Origin of the sequence: Burkholderia sp. KBS0801 (assembly GCF_005937855.2) — a bacterium.
In the GTDB taxonomy this organism is placed as follows: Bacteria; Pseudomonadota; Gammaproteobacteria; order Burkholderiales; family Burkholderiaceae; genus Burkholderia; species Burkholderia ambifaria.
The window spans coordinates 636,249-654,530 of sequence record NZ_CP042177.1; the positions used below are offsets into that span (position 1 = coordinate 636,249).

Annotated in this window: 17 protein-coding genes; 14 read left to right on the forward strand and 3 right to left on the reverse strand. The window is 67.7% G+C overall.

All coding sequences use genetic code 11. The features are described 5' to 3' along the window. Positions 1-175: 175 nt before the first annotated feature. Positions 176-604, reverse strand: a complete 429-nt coding sequence (gene fur / locus FFI87_RS03100; RefSeq protein WP_006753314.1) for a ferric iron uptake transcriptional regulator — start codon at positions 602-604, stop codon at positions 176-178. A gap of 141 nt (positions 605-745) precedes the next feature. Here fur and FFI87_RS03105 point away from each other — a divergent pair, with 141 nt between their 5' ends. From FFI87_RS03105 to FFI87_RS03145, 9 genes are all read left to right on the forward strand, one after another. Then, positions 746-1,543 carry an outer membrane protein assembly factor BamE gene (locus FFI87_RS03105; protein WP_012363079.1) on the forward strand — a complete coding sequence of 266 codons (798 nt, stop codon included), beginning with the start codon at positions 746-748 and terminating at the stop codon, positions 1,541-1,543. Between the two features lie 65 nt (positions 1,544-1,608). After that, complete coding sequence (gene dapB, locus FFI87_RS03110) at positions 1,609-2,406, forward strand: 4-hydroxy-tetrahydrodipicolinate reductase (RefSeq protein WP_138848249.1); 798 nt, start codon at positions 1,609-1,611, stop codon at positions 2,404-2,406. A gap of 19 nt (positions 2,407-2,425) precedes the next feature. Next, positions 2,426-3,094, forward strand: coding sequence for a MotA/TolQ/ExbB proton channel family protein (locus FFI87_RS03115; protein ID WP_006755943.1), 669 nt, complete (start codon positions 2,426-2,428; stop codon positions 3,092-3,094). A gap of 22 nt (positions 3,095-3,116) precedes the next feature. Next, a complete protein-coding gene (locus FFI87_RS03120) occupies positions 3,117-3,572 on the forward strand; it encodes an ExbD/TolR family protein (protein WP_011655957.1) in 456 nt (151 codons plus the stop codon). A gap of 280 nt (positions 3,573-3,852) precedes the next feature. After that, positions 3,853-6,447: a leucine--tRNA ligase gene (gene leuS / locus FFI87_RS03125; RefSeq protein WP_012363082.1), complete on the forward strand. Its 2,595-nt coding sequence runs from the start codon at positions 3,853-3,855 to the stop codon at positions 6,445-6,447. Positions 6,448-6,485: 38 nt separating this feature from the next. Continuing rightward, a complete protein-coding gene (gene lptE / locus FFI87_RS03130) occupies positions 6,486-7,037 on the forward strand; it encodes an LPS assembly lipoprotein LptE (protein ID WP_011655959.1) in 552 nt (183 codons plus the stop codon). 18 nt (positions 7,038-7,055) lie between these two features. Then, positions 7,056-8,150, forward strand: coding sequence for a DNA polymerase III subunit delta (gene holA, locus FFI87_RS03135; RefSeq protein WP_011655960.1), 1,095 nt, complete (start codon positions 7,056-7,058; stop codon positions 8,148-8,150). A 133-nt stretch (positions 8,151-8,283) separates the two neighbouring features. Continuing rightward, positions 8,284-9,555, forward strand: coding sequence for a glutamate-5-semialdehyde dehydrogenase (locus FFI87_RS03140; RefSeq protein ID WP_138848248.1), 1,272 nt, complete (start codon positions 8,284-8,286; stop codon positions 9,553-9,555). 17 nt (positions 9,556-9,572) lie between these two features. Then, complete coding sequence (locus FFI87_RS03145; RefSeq protein ID WP_012363086.1) at positions 9,573-9,995, forward strand: CopD family protein; 423 nt, start codon at positions 9,573-9,575, stop codon at positions 9,993-9,995. 104 nt (positions 9,996-10,099) lie between these two features. On the opposite strand, the gene FFI87_RS03150 is transcribed toward FFI87_RS03145, so the two are convergent. After that, positions 10,100-10,948, reverse strand: coding sequence for a MurR/RpiR family transcriptional regulator (locus FFI87_RS03150; protein ID WP_006760214.1), 849 nt, complete (start codon positions 10,946-10,948; stop codon positions 10,100-10,102). A gap of 293 nt (positions 10,949-11,241) precedes the next feature. Here FFI87_RS03150 and edd point away from each other — a divergent pair, with 293 nt between their 5' ends. The 4 genes from edd to FFI87_RS03175 all read left to right on the forward strand — a co-directional run bounded on the left by edd (position 11,242) and on the right by FFI87_RS03175 (position 15,842). Beyond that, on the forward strand, positions 11,242-13,098 hold the full coding sequence (gene edd / locus FFI87_RS03155) for a phosphogluconate dehydratase (RefSeq protein ID WP_138848247.1): 1,857 nt from the start codon (positions 11,242-11,244) through the stop codon (positions 13,096-13,098). Positions 13,099-13,117: 19 nt separating this feature from the next. Further along, complete coding sequence (gene eda / locus FFI87_RS03160; RefSeq protein WP_138848246.1) at positions 13,118-13,744, forward strand: bifunctional 4-hydroxy-2-oxoglutarate aldolase/2-dehydro-3-deoxy-phosphogluconate aldolase; 627 nt, start codon at positions 13,118-13,120, stop codon at positions 13,742-13,744. 218 nt (positions 13,745-13,962) lie between these two features. Continuing rightward, on the forward strand, positions 13,963-15,324 hold the full coding sequence (locus tag FFI87_RS03170; RefSeq protein ID WP_011655965.1) for a GntP family permease: 1,362 nt from the start codon (positions 13,963-13,965) through the stop codon (positions 15,322-15,324). A 14-nt stretch (positions 15,325-15,338) separates the two neighbouring features. Beyond that, positions 15,339-15,842 (forward strand): gluconokinase, encoded by a 504-nt coding sequence (locus tag FFI87_RS03175; RefSeq protein ID WP_006753807.1) that lies wholly within the window; start codon positions 15,339-15,341, stop codon positions 15,840-15,842. Between the two features lie 69 nt (positions 15,843-15,911). On the opposite strand, the gene FFI87_RS03180 is transcribed toward FFI87_RS03175, so the two are convergent. Then, positions 15,912-16,559, reverse strand: coding sequence for a TetR/AcrR family transcriptional regulator (locus tag FFI87_RS03180; RefSeq protein ID WP_012363088.1), 648 nt, complete (start codon positions 16,557-16,559; stop codon positions 15,912-15,914). A 265-nt stretch (positions 16,560-16,824) separates the two neighbouring features. Here FFI87_RS03180 and FFI87_RS03185 point away from each other — a divergent pair, with 265 nt between their 5' ends. Then, the gene (locus FFI87_RS03185) at positions 16,825-18,246 is read left to right on the forward strand and encodes an NAD(P)/FAD-dependent oxidoreductase (protein ID WP_138848244.1); all 1,422 of its coding nucleotides are present in this window, start codon (positions 16,825-16,827) and stop codon (positions 18,244-18,246) included. The last annotated feature ends 36 nt before the right edge of the window (positions 18,247-18,282 follow it).

An 18,282-nucleotide genomic window follows, 5' to 3' on the forward strand; every position in this document is an offset into this window, starting at 1 on the left:
GGCGTCGACGATCGCGCGGCGGCAGCACGGCTCGCCGCCGCACGCTCGATTGAAAACATCGTTCCGACCCGGCCCGCAGCCGACACGTGCGGGCCGCTTTCATTCCGGCTCCGAAAACAACACGGCCCGGGCGGCGGGATGCCGGCCGGGCCGTCGCATGGGTGCGAGGGTTCGATCAGTGCTTGCGGTGCGGGCAGTTCTCGGTCGTGCACGAACCGTACATCGCGAGCGAGTGCTCCTGGAGCCGGAAGCCGCGTTCCTTCGCGATGGCCTGCTGGCGGCTCTCGATCTCGGCATCGAAGAATTCCTCGACGCGGCCGCAATCGAGGCAGACGAGGTGATCGTGGTGCGAACCTTCATTCAATTCGAACACGGCCTTGCCGGACTCGAAGTTGCTGCGCGTGAGCAGGCCGGCCTGCTCGAACTGCGTCAGCACGCGGTAAACGGTGGCGAGCCCGATGTCGAGCTGCTCGTTGAGCAGGTTGCGGTAGACGTCTTCGGCAGTCAGGTGACGCACGGGGCTTTGCTGGAAGATCTCGAGAATCTTGAGGCGCGGTAGGGTGGCCTTTAGCCCGATATTCTTGAGATCCGTCGGATTGGTCATGGCTAGGCATCCCTAGAGTACAATGCAGGGCTTCATGTTACCGGCTTTTCGCCGTTCCAGAAACACGCGCGGCTCGCGACGCGGGCCTGCACGGTGACGGAAATGTTCCCGGAATCTCTTTCGCACTTTCAGAGGAGTCGCATGCGGAGTGCCATCATCGCTGCCGCCGCCGTTGCCGCGCTGGCTGGTTGTTCGTCGTACGACAGCGTGACGCAGCGTATCGCGCAGAGCATCACGCCCTATCGGATCACCGTCGTGCAGGGCAACTTCGTGTCGCAGGAGAAGGCCGCGCAGCTGCAGGCCGGCATGACGCGCGAGCAGGTCCGCGCGCTGCTCGGCACGCCGCTGCTGGCCGACATGTTCCATGCCGACCGCTGGGATTACCTCTTTTACTTCAAGCGCGGCTCGACGTCGGTCGTCCAGCAGCGCGATCTCGTGCTGACGTTCGCGAGCGATCGCCTCGCGAGCTGGACGGGCGCCGACAACCTGCCTTCCGAGCTCGACCTGCTGGCCGATATCGACGGCGACCGCGGCGGCAAGAAGGCGAAGGCCGCCGCCGAGGCGAAGCGGGCGGCCGAGGCCGCTGCCGCCGCGAGCGCCGCGCAGGCTGCCGAGGCCGCGAGCCCGTCCACCGGGCTGGCGTCCGGCGCGGCGGTCGACCAGGACGCGAACGCCCAGGCGGCGCGCGCGGCGAACCGCGCGACCAACCAGGTATCGGGGCAGGGCTCGGCCAGCCGCCGCTTCACGCCGTCCGCCCAGGCTTCGGGCGGCGCGCCGGTGCCGGGCGGCCAGCCGCCGGGCGCCGCGCCGGCGATCCAGCCGCAGTTCCAGTTCCACCGCCCGCCGCAGCCGAACGCGTCGAACGAAGCGGCGCCGCCGGTCGGCCCGCAAGGCTCCGACAACCTGCAGAACCAGCCGCTCACCGCGCCGGCCCAGTAAGCGTCCGGCGTGCGGAAACAGGGCGGCATGCGCCGCCCGCCTTTAGACCTGTCGTGTAGAAAGCCATGAAGATTGCGATTGCCGGTGCATCGGGCCGTATGGGCCGGATGCTGATCGAAGCCGTTCTCAACGATTCCGACGCGCAGCTCGTCGGCGCGCTCGACCGCGCCGGTTCGCCGTTCCTCGGCCAGGACGCGGGCGCGTTCCTCGGCAAGGAAACCGGAGTCAAGCTGACCGACGACCTCGATGCCGTGTTCGCGCAGGCCGACTACCTGATCGACTTCACGCGGCCGGAAGGCACGATCGCGCACGTCGCGGCCGCGCTGCGCCACGACGTGAAGCTCGTGATCGGCACGACCGGCTTCACCGCAGAGCAGAAGGCCGAGCTGCAGGCCGCGGCGGCCCGGATCGGCATCGTGTTCGCGGCGAACATGAGCGTCGGCGTGAACGTCACGCTGAAGCTGCTCGAATTCGCGGCGAAGCATTTCTCGCACGGCTACGACATCGAGATCATCGAGGCGCACCACCGTCACAAGGTCGACGCGCCGTCGGGCACCGCGCTGATGATGGGCGAAGCCGTGGCCGGTGCGCTCGGGCGCTCGCTGGAGGACTGCGCGGTGTACGGCCGCCAGGGCGTGACGGGCGAACGCGATCCGTCGACGATCGGCTTTGCGGCCGTGCGCGGCGGCGACATCGTCGGCGATCACACCGTGCTGTTCGCCGGGATCGGCGAACGGATCGAGATCACGCACAAGTCGTCGAGCCGCGTGTCGTACGCGCAGGGCGCGCTGCGTGCGGTCCGCTTCCTGTCGGCGCGCGGCGCCGGCCTGTTCGACATGCAGGACGTGCTCGGCCTGCGCTGACCCTCACGGGGAAACTCCGATGGCGATTCCCACCGGCGTTGTCCACTACCTCGAAAGCGGCGATGCGATCACGCACGCCGTCGCCTATGTGCTGCTGGCGATGTCCGTCGCCAGCTGGTGCTTTCTCCTCATGAAGGCCTGGCTGCTGGTCCGCGCGAAGCGGCAGGGGCCGCGCGCGCTCGCCGCGTTCTGGCGCGCGGCGTCGCTCGACGCGGGCATCGACGCGCTCGCGGGCGCCGATCGCGAGCGCGTGTTCGTGCCGCTCGCCGAAGCCGCGCGCGACGCGGCCGACGAACACGATCCGGCCGCGCTGGCCGCGCGGGTGGAGCGCAGCGAACGCGTGCTGCGCGCGCTGCGTCACGCGATGCTGCGCTCGCAGCGGCGTCTCGAGTTTGGTCAGGTGCTGCTCGCGTCGATCGGCAGCACCGCGCCGTTCGTCGGGCTGCTCGGCACCGTGTGGGGCATCTATCACGCGCTCGGCAGCATCGCCGCGAGCGGACAGGCGCAGATCGAGAACGTCGCGGGGCCGGTCGGCGAGGCGCTGATCATGACCGCGTTCGGGCTCGTCGTCGCGATCCCCGCGGTGCTCGCCTACAACATCCTCGGGCGGCTCGTGCGCCAGCTCGCCGAGGAACTCGACGGCTTCGCGCGCGACCTGCACGTATTCGTGTGCGCGCAGGGCGCCTGACGCGCGGCCGGGAGGAGCGACCATGGCATTTGGCGGACTGGAGCACCACAAGACGTCCGCGCCGATGGCGGAGATCAACATGACGCCGCTGATCGACGTGATGCTCGTGCTGCTCGTCATCTTCATCATTACCGCGCCGCTGATGACGCACGCGATCCGGCTCGACCTGCCGAAGGTCGCGGCCGGCGTCGCGCGCGATACGCCGCAATCGGTCACGCTGTCGATCGACGACGCCGGCAAGCTGTATTGGGACGACACACCCGTCGCACTCGACGCGCTACCGGCACGCTTTCAGGCCGCCGCCGCGGGCGCCGCGCCGCCCGAGCTACGGCTGCGCGCGTCGCGCGCGACCCGCTACGACGTGATCGCGCAGGTGATGGGCGCCGCGCAGGCCGCGGGCCTCACGCGGATCGGCTTCGTCACCGACGTGCCGCCGGCGGGCGCCGCCGCGCCAGCCGCCGCGGGCGCGAAACCCTGACCTGCCGGCCGCCGGCGAGCCCGGCGCGGGCAAGAATGCGCCGCGGCCCGCGACACCCGGCCGTACCGCACGCCACGGACGGTATAATCGTCGTTTCCGCCCGGTTGGCAGGGTTTCGCCGGGTAACCTGGAGACCTTCCGGGTTACCCGGCGAATATCCTGAACCATGATGCAGGCCCGAGAACCGTGAGCCTGCTCCCGCCGCCGGGCTGCCCGATTTCGTCCACTTCCGCGTGCCCGCCTCGTGGCGCGCTGCTTAAAGCCTAGTCCGAACCACACCATGCACGAGAGATACGTACCCGCCGACGTCGAAGCCGCCGCCCAGGGCGACTGGCGCGCAGCCGATGCCTACAAGACGAGGGAAGATTCGCAGAAGCCGAAGTTCTACTGCGTGTCGATGCTGCCGTATCCGTCCGGCAAGCTGCACATGGGTCACGTGCGCAACTACACGATCAACGACGTGATGTACCGCTATCTGCGGATGAACGGCTACAACACGCTGATGCCGATGGGCTGGGACGCGTTCGGGATGCCGGCCGAGAATGCCGCGATGGCGAACGGCGTGCCGCCCGCGAAGTGGACTTACGACAACATCGACTACATGAAGGGCCAGATGCAGTCGATGGGCCTCGCGATCGACTGGTCGCGCGAAATCGCGACGTGCAAGCCCGATTACTACAAGTGGAACCAGTGGCTGTTCCTGAAGATGCTCGAGAAGGGCATCGCGTACAAGAAGACGGGCACCGTGAACTGGGACCCGGTCGACCAGACCGTGCTCGCGAACGAGCAGGTGATCGACGGCCGCGGCTGGCGCTCGGGCGCGCTCGTCGAGAAGCGCGAGATCCCGATGTACTACCTGCGGATCACGCAGTACGCCGATGAACTGCTGAACGATCTCGACGGCCTTGGCTGGCCCGAGCGCGTGAAGATCATGCAGCAGAACTGGATCGGCAAGAGCTTCGGCGTGAACTTCGGCTTCCCGTACGAACTCGACGGCGAGAAGGCGCTCCTGCGCGTGTTCACGACACGTGCCGACACGATCATGGGCGTCACGTTCTGCGCGGTCGCGGCCGAGCACCCGCTTGCCACGCGCCTCGCGCAGGGCAAGCCGGAACTGCAGGCGTTCATCGACGAATGCAAGCGCGGCGGCGTCGCCGAGGCCGATGTCGCGACGATGGAGAAGAAGGGCGTCGCGACGGGCTTCTCGGTGTCGCACCCGCTCACGGGCGAGCCGGTCGAGGTCTGGATCGGCAACTACGTGCTGATGAGCTATGGCGAAGGCGCGGTGATGGGCGTGCCGGGCCACGACGAGCGCGATTTCGCATTCGCGAAGAAGTACGGCCTGCCGATCAAGCAGGTGATTGCGAGCGAAGGGCAGACGTACTCGCTGGATGCCTGGCAGGAATGGTACGGCGACAAGGAAACCGCGGTCTGCGTGAACAGCGGCAAGTACGACGGCCTGCGCTACGCGGATGCGGTCGACGCGGTCGCGGCCGACCTGAAGGCCGGCGGCTATGGCGACAAGCAGGTCACGTGGCGCCTGCGCGACTGGGGCGTGTCGCGCCAGCGCTACTGGGGCACGCCGATCCCGATCATCCACTGCCCGTCGTGCGGCGACGTGCCGGTGCCGGAGCAGGACCTGCCGGTCGTGCTGCCGGAAGACCTCGTGCCGGACGGTTCGGGCAACCCGCTCGCGAAGTCGGAAGCGTTCCTGAACTGCTCGTGCCCGAAGTGCGGCGCGGCCGCGAAGCGCGAGACCGACACGATGGATACCTTCGTCGATTCGTCGTGGTACTTCTCGCGCTACACGGCGCCGGACGCCGACACGATGGTCGACGCGCGCACCGATTACTGGATGCCGATGGATCAGTACATCGGCGGCATCGAGCACGCGATCCTGCACCTGTTGTATTCGCGCTTCTGGACCAAGGTGATGCGTGACCTCGGCCTCGTGAAGTTCGGCGAGCCGGCGAAGAACCTGCTCACGCAGGGGATGGTGCTGAACGAGACGTTCTACCGCGAAGACGCCTCCGGCAAGAAGACCTGGTACAACCCGGCCGACGTGACGGTCACGCACGACGACAAGGGCCGCCCGGTCGGCGCGACGCTGAACACGGACGGCCAGCCGGTCGTGCTCGGCGGCATCGAGAAGATGTCGAAGTCGAAGAACAACGGCGTCGATCCGCAGGTGCTGATCGACCAGTACGGCGCCGATACCGCGCGCCTGTTCACGATGTTCGCGGCGCCGCCCGAGCAGCAGCTCGAATGGTCGGGCGCGGGCGTCGAAGGCGCGAGCCGCTTCCTGCGACGCGTATGGAGCTTCGGCGCGACGAACCGCGAGGCGCTCGCCGCGCGCGCGGGCTTCGACGCGGCCGCGCTCGGCGACGCCGACAAGGCGCTGCGCCGCGAAATCTACAGCGTGCTGAAGCAGGCCGATTTCGACTACCAGCGCCTGCAGTACAACACGGTCGTGTCGGCCGCGATGAAGATGCTGAACGCGATCGACGGCGCGAAGGGCGCGACGCCCGCCGTGCTGCGCGAGACGTACGGCGTGCTGTTGCGCGTGCTGTACCCTGTCGTGCCGCACGTCACGTTCGAGCTGTGGAAGGCGCTCGGCTACGCGGACGAATTCGGCCCGCTTCTCGACGCCCCGTGGCCGAAGGTCGACGAGGCCGCGCTCGAGCAGGCCGAGATCGAACTCGTGCTGCAGGTAAACGGCAAGGTGCGAGGCGCGCTGAAGGTCGCGAAGGGCGCGAGCCGCGACGCGATCGAAGCCGCGGCGGTGGCCGACGAAGCGTTCGCGAAGTTCAGCGACGGCAAGCCGGCGAAGAAGATCGTCGTCGTGCCCGGCCGCCTCGTGAACATCGTCGTCTGACGGCCATTGGCCGTCGGGCGCACACAGAAGGAGCGAAGGTGATCCGCAGATCGTTTTTGGGGCTCGTCGGCAGCGCGGTCGCGCTGTCGGCATGCGGTTTCCAGTTGCGCGGCCGGCAGGACTACGCGTTCAAGCGCCTGCTGGTGGCCGGCGCGCCGGCGCCCGTCGAGGCGCGGCTCGTGCGCCTCGTCGAGGCCGGCAGCGACACGAAGATCGTCAAGTCGATGGACGAAGCCGATGCGGTGCTGCGCATGTCGGAGTCGCGCGGGCAGAACACGCTGACGCTCAACAAGTACGGCTCCGCGCAGGAATATGCGCTCTACTACACGTTGAACTTCACGCTGACGAGCCAGGACGGCACGCTGCTGATCCCGCCGAGCGCGATCGCGCTGAACCGCGCGATGACGTACAGCGATCAGTACACCAACGCGAAGGCGCAGGAAGCCGAGATTCTGTACGCCGACATGCAGAACGACGCGGTCGACCAGCTGATGCGCCGTCTCGCGATCGTCCACTCGCTGACGCCGGCGCCGGAGGACGTGGTGCCGGGCGTCGCGCCGCGCGCGCCGCTGCCGCCGCCGCCGCTGTGATCGCCGGCGCACGCACCGATGCAATTGCGACTTGATGCGCTGGAGCCGCACCTCGCGAAGGGGATGGCAGGGCTCTACACCGTCTACGGCGACGAGCCGCTGCTCGCGCAGGAAGCGTGCGACCGCATTCGTGCGGCCGCGCGCGCGGCCGGCTTCACCGAGCGTTCGGTGCATACGGTCGAGCGCGGCTTCGACTGGAGCGTGCTGCTCGGCGCGACCCAGGCAATGTCGCTGTTCGGCGAGCGCCAACTGATCGAGCTGCGCATTCCGTCGGGCAAGCCCGGCAAGGAAGGCGCGGACGCGCTGAAGACGCTCGCGGCGACCCCCAACCCCGACGCGCTGATGCTCGTGACGTTGCCGCGCCTCGATGCGGCAACGCAGAAATCCGCGTGGTTTACCGCGCTGCAGAACGGCGGCGTCGCGCTGAAGATCGATCCGGTCGAGCGCGCGCAGCTGCCGAACTGGATCGGCCAGCGTCTGTCGATGCAGGGCCAGCGCGTCGCGCCCGGCGACGACGGGCGGCGCGCGCTGCAGTTCATCGCGGAGCGCGTCGAGGGCAACCTGCTCGCCGCGCATCAGGAAATCCAGAAGCTCGGGCTGCTCTATCCGCAGGGCGTGCTGTCGTTCGAGCAGGTGCACGACGCGGTGCTGAACGTCGCGCGCTACGACGTGTTCAAGCTGAACGAGGCGATGCTCGCGGGTGACGCCGCGCGGCTCGCGCGGATGATCGACGGGCTGAAGGGCGAGGGCGAGGCGATCGTGCTCGTGATGTGGGCCGTCGTCGAGGAATTGCGCACGCTGCTGCGGATCAAGCGCGGCACGACGGCCGGCAAGCCGCTCGCCACGCTGCTGCGCGAGAACCGCGTGTGGGGCCCGCGCGAGCGGCTGATCGGCCCCGCGCTGAACCGCGTGTCGGAACCCGTGCTCGAGAAGGCGCTCGCGTTTGCCGCGAAGCTCGACCGGCAGGTGAAGGGGCTGTCGGCGATCACGCCGGGCCGCCGCTCGCAGGACGATCCGCCGCCCGACCCGTGGGACGGCCTGTTCCAGCTCGCGATGACTGTGGCGGGCGCCCGCGGCGAGCGACCGCCGCCCGCGGGTCGCGTGCGGCGTTAAGCCGGGCCTTCAGCGCACGCATCGCAACCCGCTTACAATATTTCGATAAGCCGGCGCGACGGGCCTGCCGCCGCGCCTCACGCTTCCCCACGAATTCACGCCGCGCCAAGCGGCTCGCTTCTCGAGTCACACGATGGATATCGACCAGTACATGACGGACCTGGGCCGCCGTGCCCGGCACGCTTCCCGCGCGATGGCGCGCGCCAGCACGGCCGCGAAGAACGCGGCGCTCGACGCCGTGGCCCGCGCGATCGAGCGCGACGCGCAGGCGCTGAAGGATGCGAATGCACGCGACGTCGCCCGTGCCCGCGAAAAGGGGCTCGACGCGGCGTTCATCGATCGGCTGACGCTGTCCGACAACGCGCTGAAGACGATGGTCGAAGGCCTGCGCCAGGTCGCGTCGCTGGCCGATCCGATCGGCGAGATCGGCAACCTCAAGTACCGCCCGAGCGGGATCCAGGTCGGCCAGATGCGCGTGCCGCTCGGCGTGATCGGCATCATCTACGAGTCGCGCCCGAACGTGACGATCGACGCGGCCGCGCTGTGCCTGAAGTCGGGCAACGCGACGATCCTGCGCGGCGGCTCCGAGGCGCTCGAATCGAACGCGGCGCTCGCGAAGCTGATCGGCGAAGGGCTCGAGGCGGCCGGGCTGCCGCAGGATGCCGTGCAGGTCGTCGCGACCGCCGATCGCGCCGCGGTCGGCAAGCTGATCACGATGACCGACTACGTCGACGTGATCGTGCCGCGCGGCGGCAAGAGCCTGATCGAGCGCCTGATCAACGAGGCGCGCGTGCCGATGATCAAGCACCTCGACGGCATCTGCCACGTGTATGTCGACGATCGCGCCGATCTCGCGAAGGCGCTGACCGTGTGCGACAACGCGAAGACGCACCGCTACGGCACCTGCAACACGATGGAAACGCTGCTCGTGGCGAGCGGCATCGCGGCGACGCTGCTGCCGCCGCTCGGCAAGCTGTATCGCGACAAGCAGGTCGAGCTGCGCGTCGATGCGGACGCGCGCGCGGTGCTCGCCGAGGCGGGCGTCGGCCCGCTCGTCGACGCGACCGACGAAGACTGGCACACCGAATATCTCGCGCCGGTGCTCGCGATCAAGGTCGTCGACGGCCTCGACGCCGCGATCGAGCACATCAATCACTATGGTTCGCATCACACCGATGCGATCGTCACCGAGGATCACGACCGCGCGATGCGCTTCCTGCGCGAGGTCGATTCGGCCAGCGTGATGGTCAACGCGTCGACGCGCTTCGCGGACGGCTTCGAATTCGGCCTCGGCGCCGAAATCGGCATCTCGAACGACAAGCTGCACGCACGCGGCCCCGTCGGCCTGGAAGGGCTCACGTCGCTGAAGTACGTCGTGCTCGGGCACGGCGAAGGCCGTCAGTAAAGCGAGGCGCACAACCGATGGCAATGCTCTGGGTCAAGACGTTCCATATCGTTCTGATCGCCGCGTGGTTCGCGGGGCTGTTCTACCTGCCGCGCATCTACGTGAACCTGGCCATGGAGACCGATCCGGCCGCGGTGCGGCGCCTGCTGCTGATGGCGCGCAAGCTGTTCCGCTTCATGACGATGATCGCGGTGCCGGCGCTCGCATGCGGGCTGTGGCTCTGGCTCGTGATCGGCATCGGCCAGGGGGAGGGCTGGATCCACGCGAAGGTGACGGTGGTGGTGCTGCTCGTCATCTACCACGCGTATTGCGGGCACCTGCTGCGCGTGTTCGAGCGCGGCGAGAACCGCCGCACCGACAAGTGGTATCGCGTGTTCAACGAGCTGCCGGTGCTCGGCATGCTCGCCGCGGTCGCGCTGGCCGTGATCAAGCCGTTCTGAACCCTTCCGGCGGCTCTTCCGACGAGCACGCCGGCGGTCGATCGACGCACACATGAAAACACGGCGCCCCTCGGGGCGCCGTTTTCATATGCGCGTCGTGCGCGTCAATCCTTCGTCGGGTCGTCGATCCGGCGGCGCGTGATCGCCTCCTTCGCGCGGCCGACGCGCTCCATGAGTGCGGGCCCGCGCGACAGCGCGACGCCGACCGCGAGGATGTCGCCGATCGCGAGGTGCGACATCCGCGACGTCATCGGCGAGAACACGTCGGTTTCCTCGGCCACGTTCGACGCGAGGCTCACCGTCGCGAGTTTCGCGAGCGGCGAATGGCTCTGCGTGATCGCGACGACCTTCGCGCCGCACGCGAGCGCGGAGCGCGCGGCATCGACGATGTCGCGCGTGCGGCCGGTGTTCGAGATCGCGACGACGACGTCGTGCGGCCCGAGCAGCGCCGACGACATCGAGAACGTGTGCGGGTCCGAATACGCGACGCTCGGCACGCCGAGCCGGAAGAACTTGTGCTGGATGTCCTGCGCGGCGATGCCCGAGCCGCCGGCGCCGTAGAACTCGATGCGCGACGCGTTCGACAGCAGCGAGATCGCGTCGGCGACGCTGCCGGCCGACAGGCTGTTGCGCACCTCGATGAGCGCCCCGATCGTACGGTCGAACACCTTGCCGATGATGCCGGGCGCGGGTTCGTCGGGCTCGACGTCGCGATACACCGACGACACGCCGGGGGCCACGCTCTGCGCGAGGCGGATCTTGAATTCGCGAAAGCCGCTGCAGCCGAGCGCCTGGCAGAAGCGCGCGATGGTCGGTTGGCTCACGCCCGCGCGGGTCGACAGCTCGGTCATCGCGAGGTCGAGCACCTCGCGCGGCGCGGCGAGGATGTAGTCGGCGAGCTTGCGCTCGGACGGGCGCAGTTCGGCGCGGATCGCTTCAATGCGAGGCAGCATGGGGGCGGCGGATGGAAATAGGGTTCGGGTACGGAGTGTATCGCAATCGAATTGTAGAAAATCTACATAAAAATGCTAGCTCCAATGCCGGTAATTTCTGCCTCGGTTGAGGTGGTGAATTAGGGTTTTCACTAGGTAAAGCCTTACTGGTGGCGGGAATGTGGGTTGCACGCCGGTTGATCTGCATTGCGTCTATGTAGTTTTTCTACTAGACTTGCTTCGTTCGTTCGACGTACTCGACCGTCCCCACGATTCCAACCGCCGGTGTCGTCCGGCATACAGGAGCGCCCAGCATGACGTCGCTGCACCCCACTCTGGCGAAAGTCACCGAACGCGTGATCGCCCGCAGCCAATCGACCCGTTCCGCCTATCTGCAGCGCATCGACGGCGCGCAAGGCAAGTTCCCGGCGCGCGGCGCGCTGTCGTGCGCGAACCTCGCGCACGGCTTCGCGGGTCTCGAAGGCAGCGACAAGTTCCAGATCAAGGCGATCCGCGAGCCGAACATCGGCATCGTGTCCTCGTACAACGAGATGCTGTCCGCGCACGCACCGTACAAGGATTTCCCCGACATCATCAAGGCCGCCGCGCGCGAGAACGGCGGCGTCGCGCAGTTCGCCGGCGGCGTGCCGGCGATGTGCGACGGCGTCACGCAGGGCAACCCCGGGATGGAGCTGTCGCTGTTCTCGCGCGAGGCGATCGCGATGGGCACGGCGATCGCGCTCACGCACAACATGTTCGACGCGGCGCTCTGCCTCGGCATCTGCGACAAGATCGTGCCGGGCCTGCTGATCGGCGCGCTGCAGTTCGGCCACCTGCCGACCATCTTCGTGCCGGCCGGCCCGATGACGAGCGGCCTGTCGAACGACGACAAGGCGAAGATCCGCCAGCAGTTCGCGACGGGCCAGGTCGGCCGCGACGCGCTGCTCGAAGCCGAATCGGCCGCGTATCACGGCCACGGCACCTGCACGTTCTACGGCACCGCGAACAGCAACCAGATGCTGATGGAGCTGATGGGCCTGCACCTGCCGGGCTCGGCGTTCGTCCATCCGCACACGCCGCTGCGCGACGCACTGACCGCCGAGGCCGCGCGCCGCGTGCTCGACCTGACGGTCGAGCGTGGCCAGTACACGCCGATCGGCCATGTGATCGACGAGAAGGCGATCGTCAACGGGATCGTCGCGCTGCTCGCGACGGGCGGCTCGACCAACCACACGCTGCACCTCGTCGCGATCGCGCGTGCGGCCGGCGTGCTGATCGACTGGAACGATTTCGACGAGCTGTCGGCCGTCGTGCCGCTGCTTGCGAAGATCTACCCGAACGGCAAGGCGGACGTGAACCATTTCCACGCGGCGGGTGGCGTTGCGTTCCTGGTGCGCAACCTGCTTGAAGGCGGGCTGCTGCACGAAGACGTGACGACGGTCGCGGGCAAGGGCCTGTCCCACTATACGAAGGAGCCGAAGCTGATCGACGGCAAGCTGACGTGGGTCGACGGCACGGCCGAGAGCCACGACACGAAGGTGCTGCGCGGCATTCGCGAGCCGTTCCAGCCGGACGGCGGCCTGCGCCTGATGCAGGGCCGGCTCGGCCGCGGCGTGATCAAGATTTCGGCGGTCGCGCCCGAGCACCGCAAGGTGACGGCGCCCGCGATCGTGTTCGATTCGCAGGAAGCCGTGCAGGCGGCATTCGATCGCGGCGAGCTGAAGCGCGATTTCGTCGCGGTCGTGCGCTTCCAGGGCGCGCGCGCGAACGGGATGCCCGAACTGCATCGTTTGACGCCGCTGCTCGGCGTGCTGCAGGATCAGGGCTTCCACGTCGCGCTCGTCACCGACGGCCGCATGTCCGGCGCATCGGGCAAGGTGCCGGCGGTGATCCACGTATCGCCGGAAGCGCTGCTGGCCGGCCCGCTCGGCAAGGTGCAGACGGGCGACACGCTCGTGATCGACGCGGAAGCCGGCATCCTCGACATCGAGGTCGACGAGGCCGAGTGGCAAGCGCGCGCGGTCGCGCAGCCGCTGCACCAGGCCGACAACGAGACGGGTTTCGGGCGCGAATTGTTCGGCGTGTTCCGCGCGGCGGCCGCACCGGCCGAGCAGGGCGCATCGGTTTTCGGGACGCTGGTCGGTGAAACGGCCGTCGGCGTCGCTGCATGAATTTCAAGGAGTGTCATCAATGAAGAGGATTGGCGAAATCGTGAAGCTGGGCCCGGTCATTCCGGTGCTCGCATTCGACTCGGTCGAGCAGGGTGAACACGTGTCCCGCGCGTTGCACGCGGGCGGCGTCAAGGTGCTCGAGATCACGCTGCGCACGCCGGCGGGCCTGGAGGCGATTCAGCGCGCGAGCCAGCTCGCGGAGGACATCGTCGTCGGCGTCGGCACGATCACGAAGCCCGAGCACTGCGCGCAGGCGAAGCGCGCGGGCGCGAAGTTCGGCGTGTCGCCGGGCCTGACGAAGGACCTGCACCTCGCGTCGCTCGACGCGGACCTGCCGCTGCTGCCGGGCGTGATGACGCCGAGCGACATCATCCAGGCGCTCGAATTCGGCTACGAGATCGTCAAGTTCTTCCCCGCGCAGCAGGCCGGCGGCGTGCCGATGCTGCAGGCGTTCCACGGCCCGTTCCCGGCGCTGAAGTTCTGCCCGACGGGCGGCATCACGGCCGAAAGCGCGCCGAGTTTCCTGAAGCTTCCGAACGTCGTGTGCGTCGGCGGCTCGTGGCTCACGCCGAAAGCCGCGCTCGCCGCGCAGGACTGGGCCGAGGTCACGCGCCTCGCGCAAGCAGCGAGCCAGCTCCCCCGTTAAGACTTGTACGAAATGATCGTTTGGCCCTCGGTAAGCAAGCGCTTAGTGCTTGTTTTACCGAGGGTTTTTGCTGATGGAACCGGTTCTATCCGTGGGTCGCAAAGATAAGTAAAATTCAGCGTCCTCACGGGGGGTACCCCCGTGTTTCGGAGACCTGCATAGCCGGGCATACTCGCAACACCTCGCCCGGTTCGAACAAATTCTAGGAGGAGTGCCACATGGGGGCTGTCCAAGGCAGCATGCTGCTCGTATTCACGCTGATCGCGATCGCCGCGCTGATCCTGATGATCGCGCGCTACAAGATCTACCCGTTCCTGGTGCTGATCATCGTTTCGCTGGGCCTCGGTCTCGTCGTCGGCATGCCGATGGACAAGATCGTCAAGTCGTTCGAAACGGGCACCGGCGGCACGCTCGGCCACATCGCGATCGTCGTCGGCCTCGGCACGATGCTCGGCAAGATGATGGCCGAATCGGGCGGCGCCGAACGGATCGCGACCACGCTGATCGACTGGTTCGGTGAAAAGAACATCCACTGGGCGATGATGTTCGTCGCGATCATCGTCGGCCTGCCGGTGTTCTTCGAAGTCGGCTTCGTGCTGCTGATCCCGATCGCGTTCAACGTCGCGAAGCGCACCGGCAAGTCGCTGCTCGTCGTCGGCCTGCCGATGGTGGCCGGCCTGTCCGTCGTGCACGGGCTGATCCCGCCGCACCCGGCCGCGCTGCTGGCCGTTCAGCAATACGGCGCCGATATCGGCAAGACGATCGCATTCGGCCTGATCGTCGGCGTGCCGACCGCGATCATCGCCGGTCCGCTGTTCGCGCTGGCGATCTCGAAGTTCGTGAAGCTGCCGGAAAACAATCCGCTCGCGGCGCAGTTCGTCGATACGCACACGGAGGGTCGCAAGCGCGAACTGCCGAGCTTCGGCATCACGCTGTTCACGATCCTGCTGCCCGTCGTGCTGATGCTGGTCGGCAGCTGGGCCGACCTGGTGTTCGCGCCGAAGTCGCTGCCGAACAACCTGCTGCGCTTTGCCGGCAACTCCGACGTCGCGCTGCTGATCGCCGTGCTGGTGAGCTTCTTCACGTTCGGCAAGCTGCAGGGCTTCAACCGCGACCAGATCCAGAAGTTCTGCGGCGAGTGTCTGGCACCGATCGCCGGCATCACGCTGATCGTCGGTGCGGGCGGCGGCTTCGGCGGCGTCCTGCGCGACAGCGGGATCTCGCAGCAGATCGTCGAGACCGCGAAGCACGCGCATCTGTCGCCGCTGCTGCTCGGCTGGTTCGTCGCGGCGCTGATGCGTCTCGCGACGGGTTCGGCGACGGTCGCGATGACGACGGCCTGCGGCATCGTCGCGCCGATCGCGGCGGCGTCCGGCGCGGCGGTCAGCCCGGAGCTGCTGGTGCTCGCGACGGGCTCGGGCTCGCTGATCTTCTCGCACGTAAACGACGGCGGCTTCTGGCTGATCAAGGAATACTTCGGGATGACGGTCGGTCAGACGTTCAAGACCTGGTCGCTGCTTGAAACCATCATCTCGGTGCTCGGTCTTAGCTTCACGCTGCTGCTGAGCCTGGTTCTGTAACAAAGGGGTAGTCAATGATTCTGATCGCAATGGGCGTGTCGGGCGCGGGCAAGTCGCGAATCGGCGAAATGCTGGCGGAACGCCTGTCGTGCAGCTATACCGATGGCGACGCGTTTCACAGCGCGGCGAACAAGGAAAAGATGCATCACGGCATTCCGCTGACCGACGACGACCGCTGGCCGTGGCTGCGCACGATCCGCGCGGCCATCGAGGAAAAGCAGCGCGCCGGCGAGACGGCCGTGTTCACGTGCTCGTCGCTGAAGCGGTCGTACCGCGACGTGTTGCGCGGCACCGACACCGACGTGCGGTTCGTGTATCTGAAGGGTTCGTTCGAGGTATTGCAGGAGCGCCTGAAGAGCCGCACCGGCCATTTCTTCGATCCGTCGCTGCTGAAGAGCCAGCTCGACACGCTCGAGGAGCCGGGCCCGGACGAAGCGATCGAGGTCAGCATCGAGTTGACGCCCGAACAGATCGTCGATGAAGTGATGGTGAAGATCGGCTTCGCGCAGCAGCACTGAGCGCGGTTTGCCGCAATCGTCATGAAAAAGGCGCCTTCGGGCGCCTTTTTCGTTCGCGGCGCGCGCCGGTCAGGCTGCGTGTGCATACCGCGCGATGCCGTCGAGCAGCACGTCGAGCATCGTGTCATGCACCACGGCCGGATCGAGCCGCGCATAGAGCGGCGCGGCCGATTTGACGAGCGGATGCGCGGTATCGGACAGCGCATCCATTTCCGCGAGCTCGACGTCGTTCGCGGGCCGCGTGAGGCCGCCGGCCTCGGCGGCGGCGAGCCCGATCACGCTCGCATACCAGCCGACGCACACGGCCGGCAGTGCGGTGCGCGCGATGCCCGCGTCGGCCAGTGCGCGATGCACGGCCTCGATGTGCGCGAGATCGGCCGGCCCCGTGCTCATATGCCGCTGCAGCAGTGCGAACGCGGCCGGGTAGCGCAGCGCGAGCGCGCGGTACTGGCGCGCGAGATCGCGCAGGCGGTCGCGCCACGGCAGCGTGTCGTCGACCGGTACCAACGAGCGCGACAGCGCATTCGCGATCGCACGGGTCAGGCCGTCCTTCGACTTGAAGTGATACAGAACGCTCATCGGGTCGCAACCGACCGACTGCGCGAGCTTGCGCACGCTGAACGCGGCTTCGCCGACCTCTTCGAGCAGCGCGAGCGCGGCCGCGACGATCGCGTCCTTGTCGAGGCCGCGCGGGCCTTGGGCGGGTTTGTCTTTCATGGGAGTGGAGGTGGCGTGCGACTGTCAGCTTGACGAAAGCATATTCTACGCTGTAGAATTATTTCTGCGGTGTAGAAATTGGGTGTCCCGGCACCTTTCAATACGTGCTTTCGCACAGTCCCGGGATCCAGGCAGACACACGTGTCTGCCGTCAACACGGGCCATCGCGCCCTTTATCTCGTTGACACCCAAGTGGAACCGGCTGCCCCACCCGCGAAGCCTCACGGCCCTTCGACAGGCGGCCCAAGACCATGCAAGTGCAATCATGACGACCTACAACAAACCCCTGATCCAGGGCGAATCGCGTTTCGACCAGACGCAACTGAACATCGAAAAGGACAACTGGAACTGGTGCGAGCCGTCCCGCTACGACGGCGAGCGTCCGGCCAACTGGTACGAGGCGTCGCTGTCGCGCCATGAAAACAGTGCGCCGCTCGCGCACGACGCCGTGTGCGACGTGCTGGTGATCGGCTCGGGTCTGCTCGGCGCATCGGCCGCGCTGCATCTCGCGGAAGCGGGGGTCGACACGATCCTCGTCGACAAGCATCACGTCGGCTCCGCGGCGTCGGGCCGCAACGGCGGCCAGCTCACGCCGGGCCTCGCGCGCTGGGAAGCCGCCGACATGATCGACTACCTGTCGCACGACGACGCGAAGCGGCTGTGGCGCTTCGCGTCGACCGAATCGATGGACCTGATCGATGAAATCGGCGCGCGTTACGCGCTCGACCTCGATCGCAAGAACGGCCACGTGACGGCGGCGGTCCACCCGGGCCACATGAGCGCGCTGCTCGACGGCGCGGACGCCCGCCGCCATCTCGGCGACGCCGGCGTGACGCTCGTCGGCCGCCATCAGCTGCACGACGAATACGTGCGCTCGGGCCTGTATCACGGCGCGGCGATCGACGCGCTCGGCGGGCAGCTTCATCCGCTCGCGCTGGTGCGCGGCCTCGTGCATGGCTTCCAGTTGAACGGCGGCGCGCTGTACGAGGGCACCGAGGTGCTCGAGCTCGACGAAACGCCCGCGGGCGTCGTCGCGACGACGCCGGGCGGCACGATCACCGCGCGTCGCGGCGTCGTGCTCGCGCTGCACAACACGACGTTCCGGCTGCTGGATGACGGCGGCGCGACAACCGTGCCGTTCTTCACGTACGTGAGCGTGACGGCGCCGCTCGACGTCGATGTCGCGACGCTGATGCCGGCCGGCATGCCGGTGTACGACACGCAGTTCCAGATCGACTACTACCGGCCGGTGCGCGGCAACCGGCTGCTGTTCGGCGGGCAGGGCACCGGCTCGTGCTGGGCGCAGCAGGACGTCAACGCGTATCTGCTGACGCGGCTGAACACGGTGTTTCCGCAGCACGACGGCCGCTTCGCGCTCGACTACTGCTGGAGCGGCGTCAGCGACTTCACGCTGAACGGCGCGACCGACAGCCGCAAGACCGACGGCCGCGTGCCGATGTACATGGTGCAGGGCTGGAGCGGGCACGGCGTCGCGCAGACGGTGCGGATCGGCAAGGCGATTTGCGACGACTTCGTCGGACGCAACGACGACTTCTCGATGCTGACCGGCATCGACCATCGCGAGATTCCGCTCGGCCGGCAGTTGTCGCCGATCGCGATTCCGGCCGCGAAAGCGGCGATGAGCGTGATGAGCGCGCTGAATCCGGGGCGGATGATCTCGTTCTGAGGCACCGGTGTTCCGACGCGCCGAGCGCGCCGGCCG